General features: G+C 42.9%; 16 protein-coding genes. 9 read left to right on the forward strand and 7 right to left on the reverse strand.

Annotated features, from left to right (window positions below; translation table 11 throughout):
- Positions 1-7 precede the first annotated feature (7 nt).
- The 4 genes from AC5YB3_RS06640 to lipA all read left to right on the forward strand — a co-directional run bounded on the left by AC5YB3_RS06640 (position 8) and on the right by lipA (position 3,279).
- A complete protein-coding gene (locus AC5YB3_RS06640; RefSeq protein WP_012089944.1) occupies positions 8-1,183 on the forward strand; it encodes a serine hydrolase in 1,176 nt (391 codons plus the stop codon).
- 121 nt (positions 1,184-1,304) lie between these two features.
- Entirely contained in the window at positions 1,305-1,571 is a 267-nt protein-coding gene (gene ybeD, locus AC5YB3_RS06645; protein ID WP_006082758.1) for a DUF493 family protein YbeD, read from the forward strand.
- A gap of 92 nt (positions 1,572-1,663) precedes the next feature.
- Positions 1,664-2,317 carry a lipoyl(octanoyl) transferase LipB gene (gene lipB, locus AC5YB3_RS06650; protein WP_063883405.1) on the forward strand — a complete coding sequence of 218 codons (654 nt, stop codon included), beginning with the start codon at positions 1,664-1,666 and terminating at the stop codon, positions 2,315-2,317.
- On the forward strand, positions 2,314-3,279 hold the full coding sequence (lipA, locus tag AC5YB3_RS06655) for a lipoyl synthase (RefSeq protein WP_063883372.1): 966 nt from the start codon (positions 2,314-2,316) through the stop codon (positions 3,277-3,279). The genes lipB and lipA overlap by 4 nt, the downstream gene beginning before the upstream one ends.
- 193 nt (positions 3,280-3,472) lie before the next feature.
- On the opposite strand, the gene AC5YB3_RS06660 is transcribed toward lipA, so the two are convergent.
- Entirely contained in the window at positions 3,473-4,036 is a 564-nt protein-coding gene (locus AC5YB3_RS06660; RefSeq protein WP_494526804.1) for a GNAT family N-acetyltransferase, read from the reverse strand.
- Positions 4,037-4,126: 90 nt separating this feature from the next.
- A complete protein-coding gene (locus AC5YB3_RS06665) occupies positions 4,127-4,492 on the reverse strand; it encodes a hypothetical protein (protein ID WP_494526805.1) in 366 nt (121 codons plus the stop codon).
- Between the two features lie 253 nt (positions 4,493-4,745).
- Here AC5YB3_RS06665 and dpsA point away from each other — a divergent pair, with 253 nt between their 5' ends.
- Complete coding sequence (dpsA, locus tag AC5YB3_RS06670) at positions 4,746-5,213, forward strand: DNA starvation/stationary phase protection protein DpsA (RefSeq protein ID WP_006086968.1); 468 nt, start codon at positions 4,746-4,748, stop codon at positions 5,211-5,213.
- A gap of 140 nt (positions 5,214-5,353) precedes the next feature.
- Here dpsA and AC5YB3_RS06675 read toward each other — a convergent pair whose 3' ends face one another.
- From AC5YB3_RS06675 to AC5YB3_RS06685, 3 genes are all read right to left on the reverse strand, one after another.
- On the reverse strand, positions 5,354-6,664 hold the full coding sequence (locus AC5YB3_RS06675) for an acetyltransferase domain-containing protein (protein WP_494526806.1): 1,311 nt from the start codon (positions 6,662-6,664) through the stop codon (positions 5,354-5,356).
- The gene (locus AC5YB3_RS06680; protein ID WP_494526807.1) at positions 6,654-8,801 is read right to left on the reverse strand and encodes a TonB-dependent siderophore receptor; all 2,148 of its coding nucleotides are present in this window, start codon (positions 8,799-8,801) and stop codon (positions 6,654-6,656) included. Before AC5YB3_RS06680 ends, AC5YB3_RS06675 begins: the two co-directional genes overlap by 11 nt.
- A gap of 85 nt (positions 8,802-8,886) precedes the next feature.
- On the reverse strand, positions 8,887-9,177 hold the full coding sequence (locus AC5YB3_RS06685; RefSeq protein WP_071938423.1) for a DUF2607 family protein: 291 nt from the start codon (positions 9,175-9,177) through the stop codon (positions 8,887-8,889).
- A 1,292-nt stretch (positions 9,178-10,469) separates the two neighbouring features.
- Here AC5YB3_RS06685 and AC5YB3_RS06690 point away from each other — a divergent pair.
- Complete coding sequence (locus tag AC5YB3_RS06690; protein WP_494526808.1) at positions 10,470-11,498, forward strand: retron St85 family effector protein; 1,029 nt, start codon at positions 10,470-10,472, stop codon at positions 11,496-11,498.
- The gene (locus AC5YB3_RS06695; RefSeq protein WP_494526809.1) at positions 11,489-12,436 is read left to right on the forward strand and encodes a retron St85 family RNA-directed DNA polymerase; all 948 of its coding nucleotides are present in this window, start codon (positions 11,489-11,491) and stop codon (positions 12,434-12,436) included. The genes AC5YB3_RS06690 and AC5YB3_RS06695 overlap by 10 nt, the downstream gene beginning before the upstream one ends.
- 420 nt (positions 12,437-12,856) lie before the next feature.
- Here the strand turns inward: AC5YB3_RS06695 and AC5YB3_RS06700 are convergent, their stop codons facing one another.
- On the reverse strand, positions 12,857-13,318 hold the full coding sequence (locus AC5YB3_RS06700; RefSeq protein WP_494526810.1) for a hypothetical protein: 462 nt from the start codon (positions 13,316-13,318) through the stop codon (positions 12,857-12,859).
- A 729-nt stretch (positions 13,319-14,047) separates the two neighbouring features.
- Positions 14,048-15,874: a hypothetical protein gene (locus tag AC5YB3_RS06705; protein ID WP_494526811.1), complete on the reverse strand. Its 1,827-nt coding sequence runs from the start codon at positions 15,872-15,874 to the stop codon at positions 14,048-14,050.
- 106 nt (positions 15,875-15,980) lie between these two features.
- On the opposite strand from AC5YB3_RS06705, the gene AC5YB3_RS06710 reads away from it, so the two are divergent.
- Both AC5YB3_RS06710 and AC5YB3_RS06715 read left to right on the forward strand, forming a co-directional pair.
- Positions 15,981-16,355, forward strand: a complete 375-nt coding sequence (locus AC5YB3_RS06710; protein WP_494526812.1) for a hypothetical protein — start codon at positions 15,981-15,983, stop codon at positions 16,353-16,355.
- Positions 16,356-16,413: 58 nt separating this feature from the next.
- A protein-coding gene (locus AC5YB3_RS06715) for an IS3-like element ISSba5 family transposase (protein WP_086010626.1) occupies positions 16,414-17,591 on the forward strand; the annotation gives its coding sequence in 2 pieces (ribosomal slippage) (positions 16,414-16,672 and positions 16,672-17,591; 1,179 coding nt in all).
- Positions 17,592-17,784 lie beyond the last annotated feature (193 nt).

The raw sequence follows: 17,784 nt of genomic DNA on the forward strand, positions 1-17,784 counted from the left end.
CAAGTTAATGATGAATTTTGTAAAAAGTCCCATTAAAACATTGCTGCTAATTTCCAGTGCCTCTCTCCCCGTTTATGCTGCGCAGCCTATTATTACACCTGATGCACCTTCAGTAGCCGCCAAGGCGTTCGTATTGATGGATTATAATTCGGGTCAGATTATCGCTGAAAGTAACGCTTATGAAAGCCTTAACCCAGCCAGTTTGACTAAGATGATGACCAGTTACGTGATCGGTCAAGAAATCAAAGCGGGCAATGTCTCCGTTGATGATGATGTGACTATCAGTAAAAATGCTTGGTCTAAAAACTTCTCAGACTCTTCTAAGATGTTCATTGAAGTGGGCACCACGGTTAAAGTGGGCGATCTAAACCGCGGTATCATCATTCAATCGGGTAACGATGCGTGTGTGGCGATGGCCGAGCACATTGCCGGTACTGAAGGCGCCTTCGTTGACATGATGAACTCATGGGCGAAGCAACTGGGAATGCGTGATAGCTACTTCGAAAACGCCCACGGTTTAGATGCAGAAAACCACAAATCAACCGCCTATGATATGGCATTACTGGGCGCAGCGTTAATCCGCGACGTGCCAGATGAATACCACATCTATAGCGAAAAATTCTATACATTCAATGGTATCAAACAATACAACCGTAATGGTTTATTGTGGGATAACAGCATGAACGTGGACGGTATCAAAACCGGTCACACCTCAGGTGCGGGCTACAACTTAGTGGCATCGGCAACCAAAGACGGAATGCGTTTAATTTCAGTGGTGATGGGCACTCAAAGTGAATCTGCCCGTAAAGCTGAAAGTAAGAAATTACTGACCTATGGCTTCCGTTTCTTCGAAACCGTAACACCATACAAGGCGGGCGATAGCTTTATCACTCAGCAAATTTGGTACGGCGACAAGAGCACGGTTGATTTAGGCGTGGCAACTGACACACCTATCACCATCAGCCGTGGCCGTGGTAAAGACTTGAAAGCTAACTTCGAGCTGACTAAGCCATTAGATGCACCGTTGAAAAAAGGTGAAACTGTTGGCCGTCTATTCTTCCAACTTGATGGTAAAGACATCGCCCAGTTCCCACTGGTGACGTTGCAAGAAGTCAACGAAGGCAGCTGGTTTAGTAAATTAGTAGATTACTTTAAACAGATGTTTTCTGGATGGTTTAGCTAAGCTAAGTCACATAAATAAAGCCACCTTCGGGTGGCTTTATTTTTTTGGGGAGTGCATCGCCCTTGAATCGGGTATAATCGTCACCATATATATCCCAATATAGCCGCTAAGAGTACTGAGTATGTTAGACACTAAATTTGATGAACTGATGGATTTTCCCTGCGCATTTCCTTTTAAGGTCGTCGGTGAAGCCCATGAAACGTTAACTGACAAAGTTGTGGCTGTGGTACAGAAACATGCACCAGGTGATTACTCTCCGTCGACCAAAACGTCGAGCAAAGGCAGCTATCACTCCATCACGATTCGCGTGACAGTCACCAGCAAAGATCATATCGAGATTTTGTACACTGAACTTGCCGCCATCGAAGGTGTACGCCGCGTACTATAAATATTCCTCAAGGCCATGAAATGTGATCTGTCTTACATTTATGGCCAATAAGCGTATAATAGCCCACTCATTTCTAAGGGGAGAGGTTGCCCTTGCAAGACACGACTTTGCACATTCGACATCTTGGAAAACAAGATTACGAATCAGTGTGGCATGCGATGCAGCATTACACTGATACGCGCGACAGCGAAAGCCATGATGAACTGTGGATTGTCGAGCATCCGCCCGTGTTTACCCAAGGCCAAGCCGGCAAAAGCGAGCATATTTTAAATGCTGGCGATATTCCGGTTATCCAAGTGGACCGTGGCGGTCAAGTCACTTACCACGGCCCAGGCCAACTAGTGGTATATCCTCTTCTCGATATAAAACGTAGTAAAGTCGGCGTACGTCAACTCGTCACCCATATAGAGCAAAGCATTGTCGATATGCTCGCCAAGTACGGCATTAACGCTTATGCCAAGGCCGATGCGCCGGGCGTATATGTGGATGAACGCAAAATCGCCTCCCTAGGATTACGCATTCGTAAAGGCTGTTCATTCCATGGATTAGCCCTCAATGTCGACATGGATCTGGCGCCATTTCGCCGCATCAACCCTTGTGGTTATGCCGGTCTTGAAATGGTGCAATGCAAAGCGCTTGGCGGACCACAAACCGTGATTGAAGCAGGCGAGCAACTCACCATTACTTTTAGCCAATTACTGGGCTATCAACACCTAGTTCATCATCAAGGATTAGCAGCGTCATGAATAGGCCTGAACGTTTACAACCCGGAGTAAAATTAAGAGATGCCGATAAAGTGTCTCGTATTCCGGTCAAAATCGTCCCCTCAGAGCGCGACACTATGTTGCGTAAACCCGATTGGTTACGGGTTAAACTGCCGGCATCGAATCAACGCATTTTAGATATCAAGCAAGCGCTGCGTAAAAATGGCCTGCACTCGGTCTGTGAAGAGGCTTCTTGCCCTAACCTCGCCGAATGCTTTAACCACGGCACAGCGACCTTTATGATTTTGGGTGCGATTTGTACCCGTCGTTGTCCATTCTGCGACGTAGCCCATGGTCGTCCGCTTAAGCCTGACGCCGAAGAGCCGGTTAAATTAGCGCAAACAATCCGCGATATGAAGCTGAAATACGTGGTTATCACTTCGGTAGATCGTGACGATTTACGTGATGGTGGCGCCCAGCATTTTGCCGATTGTATCCGCGAAATTCGTAAACTGAATCCAGATATCAAGATCGAAACCTTAGTGCCTGATTTCCGTGGTCGTATCGATGCTGCCTTAGATATTTTATCGACTGAGCCGCCTGATGTGTTCAACCACAACTTAGAAACGGCGCCAATGCATTATCGTAAAGCACGCCCAGGTGCGAATTACCAATGGTCGCTCGATCTGCTCAAACGCTTTAAAGAACGTCATCCTAATGTGCCAACTAAATCTGGCCTGATGATGGGACTGGGTGAAACCAACGAAGAAATCGCTCAAGTATTACGTGACTTGCGCGCCCACAACGTTGAAATGCTGACTTTAGGCCAGTATCTACAACCGTCTAAGTTCCACTTGCCGGTTGAACGTTATGTGCCACCAGCAGAGTTTGACGAGCTTAAAGCCTTAGCCGATGAGTTAGGTTTTACCCATGCAGCCTGTGGCCCATTAGTGCGCTCAAGCTACCATGCAGACTTGCAAGCCCAAGGTAAAGAAGTCAAATAACCTTCTTACTTAGATACGGATAACCTTGATGCACACTTCAGGTGATGCTGAGTTTAAGTGATATAGAGTTAGGGTTATCCAAATAAAAAAACAGCGCTTAAGCGCTGTTTTTTTATGGCATTGTTTTGTGATAGCGACTTATCACAATCGTTCACATTGCTATCGTTTTACGACATGAACGCTAATGCTCAGCTTATTCTTGGGTTATCACTAAATCCATCAAGATAGCGTCTTCTTTACCGCCTGCTATTGGGTAGTAACCTTTGCGACGTCCCGATTCAATAAAGCCAGCCTTTTGATATAAAGCACGGGCGGCAAGATTGGATTCTCGCACTTCTAGCATAAGCACCACGGCGGCTGATGCCTTGGCCGAAGCCACCACAGCATTCAGTAATAACTTGCCGTAGCCTTTACCCTGCTGGCTTGGTAATAGGCAAATATCCAATAAAGTCACTTCATCGACAATTTGCTGCACTATTGCAAAGCCTAAAAGTCCATCGACAGAATCCGGATCTGAAGCCGCGTTAGTATTAGCATCTGATCCTGCACTCAGCTTTAAACCTAAAACACGGTACAAATGCCCGAAACAATCGGCAAGGTTCCCCGCACTCATGGGGTGGCTATGGGCCATAGATTCAAGCTGCGCCATTTGCGGAACATAGGTTGATGTCAGCGCGACCAGTTCCACAGGCAAACCTAAGGTGAGTTGTGTGGCAAGTTGCGCTGCAAATGGGCTATCGACTGAAGGGGTGTTCAAAGCATCTATTCCAAAATATTCGTTATTAAACTGTTCTGTGTTCGGGAGACTTATTTAAGACTGACTTCAATATGCTTTATAAGATATGAGCTATGACTTAACCACAGCTTGGCCGCTAACTTGCTCGCGCCATTGGTAAACCTGCTGCCAGAGCGCGCTTTTAGCCTGCCAACCCACTAATAAATCGGCTAAGGGTTCAGACACTAACCATGCGGTGCGTGGCCTGACTTTATGGCGGCGCAAATCCCAGACAATCTGTTTACCCGTATGGGGCTCACAATCAAAATCACATTCTTCGCGTTTGACGTCGATAAGCTTTAGCACAGCGTCGATAAGCGGTTCAGCCTCGGGTAACTCACCGTTTTCATCCCAAATCACTAAATAAGGTTTCACCTTAGTGTCGCGCACTCGCCAAGTTGTCACATTCATGGCGGTTAAATAGGCTGATTTATTCATTAGGGTCAGTTTTATTCAATTCAAGTATCGACTCACAATATGCCGCTAGGATAGCAGTTCTGCCTAGGCATTGTTACTGCCACGCGGCTAATGGAGCTGATATCAAGCCGATTAATGACAGCACCATTACGGCGTTTAACGCAGGAATGTTCAATCGGATTTATAGATGTATAAAATCTAATTTACTCATTTTACATTTAATATCAGAAGATTAGACTGAACGCACTCAGTAAGACAATAGCAGGAGAACGCCATGATAAACATAGGTATCAATCAAGCCAACAGAGAAGAAATCGCCGCTGGCCTTAACCAACTCTTGGCAGACAGCTACAGCCTGTATCTTAAAACCCACAGCTTTCACTGGAACGTTACCGGCCCCATGTTCACTAGCCTGCATTTGCTATTTGAACAGCAGTATACCGAACTTGCCCTTGCGGTTGACCTTATCGCAGAGCGGGTACGTGCATTAGGTGCCAGAGCGCTAGGGTCCTATTCGGCCTATGCCGCGCTGACCGAAATAAAAGAAGATCAGGGCGTCACCAAAGCCGAAACCATGATCCGCGAACTATTAAACGATCAAGAGTTAGTGATCCGTAATGCCAGAGCCCTGTATCCACTGGTGAATCAAGCCAATGACGAAGCGACTGCGGATCTGCTTACCCAACGTATTCAGCTGCATGAGAAAAATGCCTGGATGCTACGCAGCTTATTAACGGAATAATTCGCTAACCGTATTATTGCGCTAGTCAAAACAAAAAAGTCGCCAAGCGGTTACGCTTGGCGACTTTTTCTTTAAAGCGACATGACTCAAGTTTAGAAGTGCTTAGATTTAGAGGCGCTTAGATTTAGAAGCACTTAAATTTAGAGGTACTTAATCCAAGCCTGAGTGCTGTGTTTTTTATACTCGCTAAATCGCTTAACGGGATAATACAGCGCGATGACTAACACGCCCGCGATAAACCAAACCCATCCCATGTTGCTCACGCCAAAGTACTCACCATGGTTTGCGCCAAAAATGAATTTCGCCAAAGTATAGAGCAGTAACAGCACGTACAAATGTAAGATATAGAAGAACATAGGGACTGAGCCAAACACAGACAACCCATGGCCGACTCGCGCTAATCTCTCACTACCACTCTCGCCCGCTTTTCCTGCTGATGAAAAGTGTCGCTCAAACACCACCAAGCAGAAGAACATGCCACCTAAGGTCACCAGTAAAAAGCTTAATGATGGCGGGTATTTGGTTAAGTTGAGTACCGACATTAAGGTTTCACCCAAATGTGCCCCCGCCTGCCAAGGCAAGGTTTCGCCATAGATGTTAAACCCGCGCAGCAACGCAAAAAGTACCCAACAGCTTATCCCTAACTTCAGCAGTGTTTGCTGGCGCTGCGATACTTCAAGCGGGTTAGCATTCGGTTTCTGACTGAAAATGGGCCCAGCGACATAACCCAGTAAAATCACGCCCATCCAAGGCAGCGCGGGATAACTTACTTTGATCTTAAGCGCACCTTCGCTAATCAGATATCCACGGTCGTGCAATATGTTCCACAGACCGTAAGCCCATTCACTCGGCTGAAAACCAATTGGCGTCAACAGATTATGACCAAAGACAATCGCTAATCCTAAAAAGGCCATCCAAGGTCTAGGCAGATTTATCAGCGCCGCCAGCGTTAACATGCTCAGGCCGATCACCCAAATGACCTGCAACCAAAGCGTGTGGTAGTTGCCCATCCAAGAGATGTTGATCACTAAGATTTCGAGCGCGATTAAAAATATGCCACGTTTAATCAAAAACGCCCGCGCTGAACGCGGCTGTCCATGACTGCGATTGGCATAAAGCCATGCAGAAACCCCTGTTAAAAACACAAACACTGGCGCACAAAAATGCGCGGCAAAGCGGCTTAGAAACAGTCCCCAAGAGGTCGAACTCAAATCCATGGGATCGCTCACCTGCATATGCAGGAAAAACCTTTCCCGCACATGGTCGAGCAGCATGATAAGCATCACCAGGCCGCGCATCATATCGATACTATTGATACGACTCTTGATACCAGTTCGGACGATAGCTGGAGTCGATTCTTGCTCGGCAAAACCTGACGGTAATTCAGGACTTGTGTTTATATTCGAGCAGATATTAGAACTGATATTAGAACTGCTAATGTTAGAACTCATAGCTGACACTCACTTTAATGCTACGTGGCTCACCCGGTACCGCCCAAAGTGCCGAATAACTGCTGGCGATATAGTGCTCATCCAATAAGTTGTCCAGATTGACGCCAAGGATAAAGTTGTCGCTCAAGTGCGTATTCATAAACACTCCAAGCAACTGATACGACGGTAATTGGAAACTCGGATCGGCAGAATCACCCAGACGAGAATCCACATAACGCCAACTCATGCCTAAATGTCCATCAATAGAAAATGCATTCAAATCCCGCTTCAGCATCACGCTCGCAGTATGTTTTGGCACATTAACCAGAGGACTTCCCGCAGGAATAAGCACGCCCCAGTCGGGATTCAAGCTGTCGTTGGCTGTGCGGGTATTCAAATAGGCGTAGGATAATTTGGCCTGCAAATCCTCCGTCAGCTCGGCAACTAAATCGAGTTCAACGCCGCTACTTTTTGCTTTACCTAAGGTGGCGGAAAATCCGACATTGAGCGGATCTGAGGTCAAAATATTGCTCTTTTGCGCATCGAACACGGCTAAACTACCGTTTATAGGAAGATCGTTTAGCCAAGTACCATTAAACTTTATTCCTAGTTCAACCGATTTGCTCTCTTCGGCTTCGAAGGGTTTACCCGCAAAGTCGGTTCCAGAAAGGGGTAAAAAGCCTTCAGAATAAGAACTATAGAAACTTAAGGCATCGGACCATAAATACACCAGACCCACTTTAGGGCTAACCCTGCTATCGTTTTGCTCTGATAACGTATTTTTAGCGACTTCACTGATATCTTGCTGATAGCTATCGAACCTTAACCCAAGGTGCAACTTCCACTTTTCAGTGAGATCCATTTGATCTTGCAGGTATGTGCCCCACGCCTTTTGGGTTTCGTTATTCTCATACAACAAACTCACCTCTGGCTGAGGTCCGCCATATTGCGGCTCATAAATATCAATGGCATATTCGCCCTTTTTGCCGCGATAGCGATACAATCCTGTCTTTAAACTGTAGTGATAGGCATCGGCGCCGAGCAGCAAATTGTGGCGAATAAAACCCGTATCCACATGGCCACTTAACTCTAGACGCAGTGAATTATCCTCGGAGGCATAATCTCGGTATCTGTGCTGCCGGGTGAGCGTGCGACCATCATCAAATAGTGATTGCCGACCCTTTGCCAACTCGGCATCGGACGAATAGCCCTTCAAGCTAGAATCGCGATAGTTATAGCCCGCGGTTAATGACCAATCATCATTTAATTCATAGTCATAGGTCAGCTGGTGCCCAGTGGCATTCACCACAGTTGCGCCATCATTAGGCTCACCTAAATAACGTGAGAGTGGCACAGTATTGAAATCATTGTTGAGCACAATAATGCCGCGATCGAATAACTGTTCCTGCTTGAGGTATTCCATTTCATAGAGTAGCGAGGCTTTATCGGAAATCTGCCAATGCACTGACGGCGTGACGATTTTTTTATCGCTGAACACATAATCGCGAAAACTATCGTGTTCCTGCCACGCGCCGTTAATTCGAAATGCCACATTGTCGGTCAAGCCGGAAGTCACATCTCCCTCTAATCGATATTGATCGAAACTCCCTGCCGATGCCTTTAAATAACCACTGGTTTGATACTGAGGTTTCTTAGTCACAATATTGACTGTACCGCCGGGCTCAGAGCGGCCATAAAGCGCCGAACCTGGGCCTTTTAAAATCTCAACATAGGCCACATTCGATAAATCTCTATGACCACTAAAACCTCGACCACCATTAAAGCCATTGATTAAATAGCCCGATGGCATGTTTTCGTTGCCCGGAAAGCCGCGCAGGGAAAAGCTATCCCACAAACCGCCGCCATTGTTTTGCCGCGCCACACTGGCGGAATAATCCAGTACATCTTGAAACCGCGTCAGTCCCGCATCTTTTATCAATTGCTCGTCTAACACACTTATCGCTTGCGGAAGTTCAGTTGCAGACACATTGCCACGGTAAGCTTGGCGATAGTGGATACTTAAACGCTCAATGTCAGTCTCTAAAATAGCATTACCAGATTGAGCATCCTCCGCAGCCAACAACATTGAAATAGGATTGAGCGCAAACAAGGCGCCCAGCAAAAGCGCAGCGCGCTTGGGAATATAAAAAGGGGTCATTTTCACTCCGAAAATAAACAGCATCGGCGCCTTAGCTAAGCCAAGGCGCTCAAAGTTAATTAAGATAAACTGAATAAACAGTAACTTATGCTGTTAAGGGCGGAGCACGACTATTGAAGAAACGACTAAAAGGTCGCTTAAAGGAAATGGCTTGGAACTCAACCGAGATATAACTCTGCTGAGCCAATTGAAAATGAAAGGGCGTACTGGTTATCGCATGTTGCAACTGGTGCTGATGTAAGCACAGCGAACAATGGGACTTAGGGTCTTCATTGGCATGGGAAATACTGTGAACAGCAATGGCCACAGACAATAGCACCAACATGGCAGCAAGCCATATCGCTAGGGTGCGTCTTGTTTGCATCACACTATTCAAACCATACTTCCTCAAATAATTTGGCAGGCGATTGTATGTTAAGCACAACTAAAGTTGCAAACCGATTTACCTAAGCCGCAGGGCTTAAATGTTACAAGAGGTATACGACAGTTTTGTGAGAAACAGTATTTGTGAGAAAAGGCGATAACCGCGAATGAATAGAGAGGGCGCTGAATATATTGAGGCTAAATGGCAGACAAAATAAAACGGCTCGCATATTTCTATGCAAGCCGTTGTTTTATTTGGCAGGGGTGGCAGGACTCGAACCCGCAACCATCGGTTTTGGAGATAGTATTTTAAAACATAAAAATCAATCAGATAAGAAATTTTTTAGAACGTTAAACTCGAAAAAACATCTAATAAGCACATGATTTTTGATGTTTTACATTATAAATTTCTAACTATTTTAATCACAGAAAAGGATATTTATTCGCACTCACTTAGCTATCACACTCTTATAGGATTAGACTATTAACCTAAATATACTCTTGCTCATTTTGGGACAGAAGCGAGCTAGGTTATTTGCACTAACACTGATGGATCTGATGAGAAAAAGTATCTTAGTTTATACGAAGGTCTTAATTTGCTCTGACCCCTTTATCTGCAAATAGCTAAAAACCAAGCTAAAGCTATTCATCACGGAGGTCACTGAGAAGAAATCTAAACACTGTTCTTGTAAATCTTTACCTCCGCGTTCTCCATGGTAAAAATGCTGTTTGTTTTCGTTAAGAATCAAGCTAAATCAAATCTCCACGACGGAGGCAGAGAGCACGGAGAAGATAAAAGCAAAGTCTTAAATGGGAGCCTTGCAGGAAGTTATGACTGCCCGGACTCTTTTGTAATTGAAATTAAATCAATGTATTCCTATTAATTTATCATTACTGGTTATTATAGTGCCTTGTGATGATGAGGCTTTCTTTTATCATGGCTGGCTTGATAAATTGTTTGTGGGGCCAATTTTTGGTGTTTTGTATAGATTTGAACAAGTAAAGGTTGCTACATACAAAGGGAAATAGCCATTTTGATATGAGGACTTGTTTTTTCTATTATCTTGTTGATGTGGAACAATTTTAACTGCTTGACTAAAGCACCTACAATTGCTTTAATTGCTTCAGCCTTTACGCGTTAGAAGCGTGACCAGCTTCATCTGGTGTATCACTGGAACTGTTAGATTGTGGTTTTTTCTGATCACGGCCACCTCGAAAATCGCTTCGCGATTTGTCTCGGCGTCCGTGCCCTTTAAGGTAAAGCTCAAGCCCAGCATTGCTGGGCTTTTTATTAAGTAACTCTAAATGAATGAAATAAAAGATATAAGGGAAAATTTTTTATATTGTCTAAATCTGAAAAAAATTAGATTACGAAACCTCCCTAATTTTGTTTTTCTTTGCGGTGGGACAACTGCAAGGTTGAAAAGTACAACAATAGAAGGTAACCCAGAGCTCTACCAGTCAATGAGAAAAGCAATTTATGATGTATGCCATACCTCCCATCCCAATTTAGCTAAAAAAATCATATTGGCTGAATCGTATCAAGACTGGGCAGCTCACGGGACGGTCAGAAGCCTTATTGACTTTGAATTAGCTATTGCTGATATGGCTAGTGCTATTGTGTTGATTCTAGAAGCACCAGGAGCATATGCGGAGTTGGGGAGTTTTAGTGTCTTGGACCAATTAGCAAAGAAACTGATTTTAATCGTAAATGAAAAAATGATTGCTGGTGACTCATATATTAGTTTAGGGCCAATTAAATATTTAGAGGAAACGGACAGAATAGTAAAGAGGTTTCATTGGAACTCAGAATACATCGTTGACGTTCGAAATAAAAGTAGCTTGAAGACGTTGTTGAATGGCTCTGTTGATGATGTTTTAAGAAAAGCCACTGGTATAGCAGCTGTAATCGATGAGCTTTCTGAAGCTATGTCTCACACGAGCCCCAGCATTGACATGTCTAGAGATGGGCATATTTGCTTTGTTATTGGTGACTTAATTTACAATTTTGGAGCTTTAAAGCTTAGGGAAATAGTTGACTACTTAAAAGATTATTTTTGTATAAAAAATTCTTCGGATTCCTTTGTTAAAAGTTGCTTATATATTTTGGAATCATTTGAATTTATTTGCAAAGTGCCAAATGGTGATACTTTTTACGTTCCAACACCTAAAAATATAGGTTTTTTAAAATATTCATATAGTGAAGATATTTTCAAAGAAACAGGCTGTAAAAATATTGCTGAAGTTCGAGGACGGGTACTCGCTTTCTATAATGATAAAGAACCGCTTAGATTTGAAACTGCTATTGATACTAGGAGGCCATCATGGATTTGATCAATACTCTCACTGAACATCTTGACCTTAGCGTGTCAGAGTTAGTTGAAAATATGAGTCTCGCACCTAAGTCTTATAAAGTTTTCATTATCAATAAAAGAAGCGGCGGTAATAGAGTTGTTGCGCAGCCGACGCCTTTTGTTAAACTAATTCAAAGAGGTATTTGTGACGTTTGTTTGTCCAAATTTGAGCATTCCGCTTCCACAATGGCCTATGTGAAAGGTATTTCAATTGTTGACAATGCCAAGGTGCATGCCGGTCATGCATTTATTTTAAAAATGGACTTTAAGGATTTCTTTCCGTCAATAAAGCCAATGGATTTAATCAATTTGATTGAAGGTAGTTCACATTGCTTTACAACTCTTGAGAAAAATATTCTAGTAAACTATTTATTTAGACGTGTAGGTCTAGCCCTAGAATTATCTGTTGGCGCACCTTCATCTCCCATGGTTTCTAATATCGTCATGAAAAATTTTGATATTGAGTTGGAAACGTTTAGTAAGAGCTTATCGATTCCTTATACAAGATATGCGGATGATTTAACTTTTTCCTCTGATAGCTATTCTGATTTGCAACGTGTCAAAGAGTTTGTTGTGAAGCTAGTCGAAAGGTGTGAATCACCTCGTTTAGCTATTAATGAGAAGAAAACGCATATAGTTGGCAAAGGCCGGTCCCAGAGGGTTACCGGTGTAGTGTTAACGCAAGATGGAGGTGTCTCCGTAGGTCGTACTTTAAGGAAAAGGATTAGGGGGATGTTGCATCTATATTCTAGAAAGTCTTTGAAGCAAGCAGACATACCGTACCTTCATGGAATGACATCTCATATCAGAAATGTAGAGCCAGATTTTTTTTCAAATATGCTTACTATTCATGGAGAAGAGTTATTTAAGCGACTGGCTAAGCAGTCATATATGATCAGTAAAAACACAAAGAAATAACTTGTTAAGCATATACAAGGATTAGTTATGCTGCCTCAAAGTGTCATCTTAGGCATGATTATAGTGGCCAAGTAAAACTGGCCACGGCTTTGGAATTTTACAATATCTTCGCTAAGACTCATTTGGTCTCAGAGCACCACATTTAATATGCTATAAAATCATGATAAATAATAGAAAAGAATAAGCATTTTTAATTCGTGCACTGAAGTTGTCTTAAATGCTAAAAAGATAGGATAGGAATAACCTTTTTAGATTATCAAACTCTTTCAGATTAGCTTTCCTATGGACAAAACTTTACTCACCCTATTTACCTTTTGAACTATGAAACTCACTTTGGGGCAAAACGCGTATGCCATAAATAGTGCGGCGGCAATTCGTGTTTATATCGCCGCGACGACTGGGTGCAAGTTTAGCATTTTGTTAGGCATTTTCCTGCAACAATCTATGCGGCAAAGAATGAACTAACTTAAATACCTTTAAGCATAAGATTTCTAACTCGAGTTCCAGTTTACCATCTGGATCGAATGCATCATATTGAATAAGGTCATTTTCATTACCGTGCATAATATCGTTCCTAAGAGTGCGAAACTCGTCGACCTCTTCTAGAAGGCCGGAGTTTTCCAATAGTTGTTTAAAGTTCCTACCTTTAACTTTTTCTGTTTGCTCAAGAAATATTTCGATTGAACTCGTTGCGAGACAAATCGCCGCGTAATAAGCCTTAGCACAATAGCATTTTTCCATATCAGCTAAAATTCTATGTGCTGCATCCGGATATTCAAACAAGCCCTTTGGGATGCATGATAGCTCGACTAATCGGAACAACTGCTTCCGTTTTGAGAACATTTCCCCAAACCTTTTATAGTTTTCTACTTCTGTACTCATAAATTAAAAGACCACTCAAAATATCTAAAATTTGACTAGCGAGTCATTGTTAACAAACTGTATTTTAATCAACTTATCAGCTTATATTTAAATACACCACACAGTAATTTAGTATGCGTGTACCACAAATCCATTACCTAAACTCCATTTTACTTAAGCTATTAATTTGAAATGATTGTATACGTTGATGATTGAGATAACACGCACATAAATTGACTTTAAAGCGCTCAAAAAAATACGGCTGTATACCTTCCAGTTTAAGACACTTATGATGCAACGCTAAAAACAGCATTAATGAATGAGAGTTTATAGGGCAAGCTAGTGCGTAAGTTTCGGGTTTACGAGCCGGTCTCAAAAATGAGTTGAGTCCGCAGACCGACAATCCCCCTTTCATTCATCTGCGTGCATAAGTTTTTCATCGGTTTTAACCAATTGTGATAAACCAGTTCTAAGCTCTTTTGAAGAAGCAGTTCTGGAATAAGCTATATCTAACTCGGCTTGTTCCAGCAGAAGCCTAAATGCCAAATTTTCAACACCTTCAACGGTAGCAGAGTGCCAAGAGCAGACTCTGGCCGCAAACAAAAACAAATACACAATGTTTTTTGACTTTAATAAGAACTGCGAGTGGTAAAGTTCAAATAAACCTGTTGGTAACTTTGGATGATCTTTTACACTCTACTAACTTGGTAATCTTGCTACCTAAAATGACATCCTGTTTTATTAGGCCACCTACAGTCCTACCCCATAAAAGGCATGGAACAGCTCTTTCGCTTCGTCATTGTTATTAAATAAGAAAAAAACTTCTGGTGTTACGCCATAGAACCCAGCTAAATCCAGAATACCATCGACAAAGACATCGGGATCAAGGCGTGCGCTGTAGTTAAGTAATAAGGTTGAAACGGTTATCCGAGGTTCTCCTTCTCTGAGAGTTTTTCTATACGATTTAACTCTCTGATCAAGATCAGCTTCAGAATTGTCCCGTATAACTTCTAACGCAGCCTGGCAAAGACGTTCAAGACGTCTGAAAGGTGATACTTTTTCTCTGTGCGCTTGATTGTATTTTCGGAAGGCCAATGAATATAGGAGCTCTTCAGCAGACCCATGAATGACATCAGCAATCTTCTCATTCAGTACGATATTAATCTCAGCGCCATCAGGCAGCAGATAAGCTAATTCAGCCAGAAGGCCATCAACTTTGTTTTTATTCAGTTTCACATCAATTTGGGGGGCATTCAGCTCTTCTAACCTGGTGGAAATAACCACCATATGAATCAAAGCAGCAGCATGGTATTCACCTACATGAAACTTCTCTCCGAACTGAAGTACCTGTTCACAATACCTGTAAGCTTTAGGGTAATTGCCAATATCAGCATAGTAATACATGCAGTAATACAGTGCCCAGTAATCAGATAGATCCTTCATATTTGTGCTGCCAGGTATGGGGCTATTCGCGTCTGGCCAAAAAACACTCCCCTCTCGTGGCCAAACAGTGCTCATCCATTCCCGGATATCAATTCCAATATCTGAGTAGAACTCAATCAAACGATCTTGTGCAAATTGCTGCATTGGAGTGCCAGGTGAATCGGGACCAAATTTAGTTGTAAAAATATCAAACGCAGTCTGCTCTGGAGTTCGATAAGCAAGTTCGTTGAAAAGATCAAAATTGCGAATAAGGTAAGGTTTCTCACGAATGCCTTCAGGAATATCAGCAAGGGTATAGATTCCAGTAAAGCCCTTTTCCTGCAGAACCATGGCATCATCGAGGTAGTATTTGATAGCGTCTAGTCGTTTTTCACCATTAGTCATGGTTTCTAGTCGATACATAATAACAGATGCATGATAACAAGATGCCACCCGGAAAAGTGTTTCTTCGATACGGTCGGAATCATGCCGGGGCAATTCAGCCTCGAGTATTTCCAAGTGCTCCTTAATTGTACGATAGCCGGTGCCCTTGATTCCCCGTTTATTTATCGCAGCGATGAACCCAGGGGCATGCACCCTTCCAGCTTGGTTAAGGTGTGTCTTGATAATGACTTTGCCGTGCTTACCATCTTTGTACAACCCAGGTTGCCAATTGACTATCAGTTGAGCAAGTACTTCAAACGTCGATGTAGGGACTTTTTGTTTGATTCTAAGAATTTCACTCACTTTAACACATTCAGCCAACACCAGAGCAATTTGAGGTGCTAAGAGCGTATTCCACACGGCATCTTCAACAGTTTCTGGCTCTACCACAACCTCCTCAGCAGACTTAGTGAAGTCAGGGAAGGAATTCATCGTCTTGAGGAAGAAAAAACCGTTTTGGGTGTAATTACTGAATATTTCCAGCATATGTTCACCAAGGTTTTTTTGAAGATATGCCTCTAACCGTTCAAAAGCCAGCTGCTGCTTTGTTAGGGTCCGGGTATCTTTCTTTCCTAGTTTACTACTGCGAGATATCTCTTTTTTCTCGCCTCCCGCCTTAGGCTTACCTTCTTCCTCATTCATGGATTGATAACTGCCAAGAACCTTAGCTAAACCAAGAATATAATCCATCGCATCAAAATATCCCGACATGACACGCGTTTCCTCACGTTATGGGTTAATGGCGAAAGTAAGCCACCAGTAATATACAACACATGGAGCAATCAGGCTCCGTTTTGTCTGACGTTACGAGGTATCTATGACTAATATAATCGAAACAATCACCGTCTCAGGCCGGGTTACCCGAGATAAATTTTTTGCAACGGAGGGCGATATCTATATCTATCGACAGGACGATCGTAACGGTTCTAAGAACCGTCAAGGACGTCACAGTAATTATGGTTATTCAGGATACTTCTTAGCTAGCATCTACGATGGTACAAAATGGCGTAAGTTGCAGTTCAATATGTTGGTGGCATATGAAGAGAGACATTATGAAACCGCGATGGAAAGCAATCAGGTAGAGCGGCATATTGCTGGAATAGTTTCAAAATGGGCAGGCCTTATTGCTCGTTATGATTCAACTACCAGGAGCTTTCGAATTCATATGATAGAGATTGTAGTGGCACACTAATATTGGCCACCTAAATAGAGGTGATATTATTACCTCGTAGATGACTTTAGGTGAACACATGAGATCGACAACCAGAAAAACATTTAGTGCTGAATTCAAACTTGAAGCAGCCCAATTAGTCCTCGATAAAAACCATAGTATCATCGAAGCTGCAAAGGCGATGAACGTAGGTAAGTCCACTATGGATAAATGGGTGAGACAGTTAAAACTAGAACGCCAGGGTGGCACACCAAAAGCATCTCCGATTACCCCTGAACAAATTGAAATCCGTGAGCTGAAGAAGCAAATAGCTCGTCTTGAGGAGCACAATCTTATCCTAAAAAAGGCTACCGCTCTCTTGATGTCAGACTCGATGAACAATTTACGCTAATCAGCGCACTCAAGCAGAGCCACTCTATTCTCACAATTTGTAATGCATTCAAAGTGCATCGAAGTAGCTATAAGTATTGGCTAAAAAGAAAAGAACATATTGATGCAGACTTTACTATTTTATGCAGTGAAGTGAAGGCCGCACATCGCATTAGTCATGGCTCTGCCGGTGCGCGAACGATAGCGCAATTAGTGACTAACAAAGGGATTGGTCTCAGTCGTTATCGAGCCCGTAATCTAATGAAAAAGCTTGGGTTATTAAGCTGTCAGCAGCCTAAGCATTCTTATCGGAAAGCGACACAAGAGCATGTTGCAATCCCCAATACGCTTAATCGACAGTTTGCAGTAACTCAACCAGATCAAGTGTGGTGTGGCGACGTGACGTATGTTTGGGTCGGTAATCGCTGGGCCTATCTAGCCGTTGTTTTAGACTTATTTTCCCGCAAACCTGTTGGATGGGCTTTGTCATTATCACCAGATAGTGAGCTGACCTGTAAAGCTTTGAAAATGGCATTTGAGTTAAGGGGTAAGCCTGAGAATGTGATATATCACAGCGATCAAGGTTCACATTACACGAGCTTGAAATTCAGACAATTAATATGGCGTCTTCAGATTGAGCAAAGTATGAGTCGTCGCGGGAATTGTTGGGATAACGCACCAATGGAGCGTTTCTTTAGAAGTTTGAAATCTGAGTGGATACCCGCCAGTGGTTATGGGAATTTTACAGAAGCAGATAAAGAGATCACAAATTACATCACTGGATATTACAGTGAGACCAGACCCCATCAATATAATGGTGGGTTAACGCCAAATGAGTCAGAACGTTTATATTGGAATGACTCTAAAACCGTGGCCAATTTTACTTGACCACTACAAACCAGATAAAAACCAACAGGACAGTACAATACAAAAAACAAAGTCAAAGCCCATCCAAAGGAACTGAGAAGCTTAACAGCAGCATCTTTGAATAGCGGTTCATTTATCACCATAGAGGATGGCAGAGATTCGCGCCCATCTAGGGCAACACAAGTTCCTATAGTCACGCTTGAAAATGGTTGAA

The organism is Shewanella sp. 1311 (assembly GCF_059338235.1).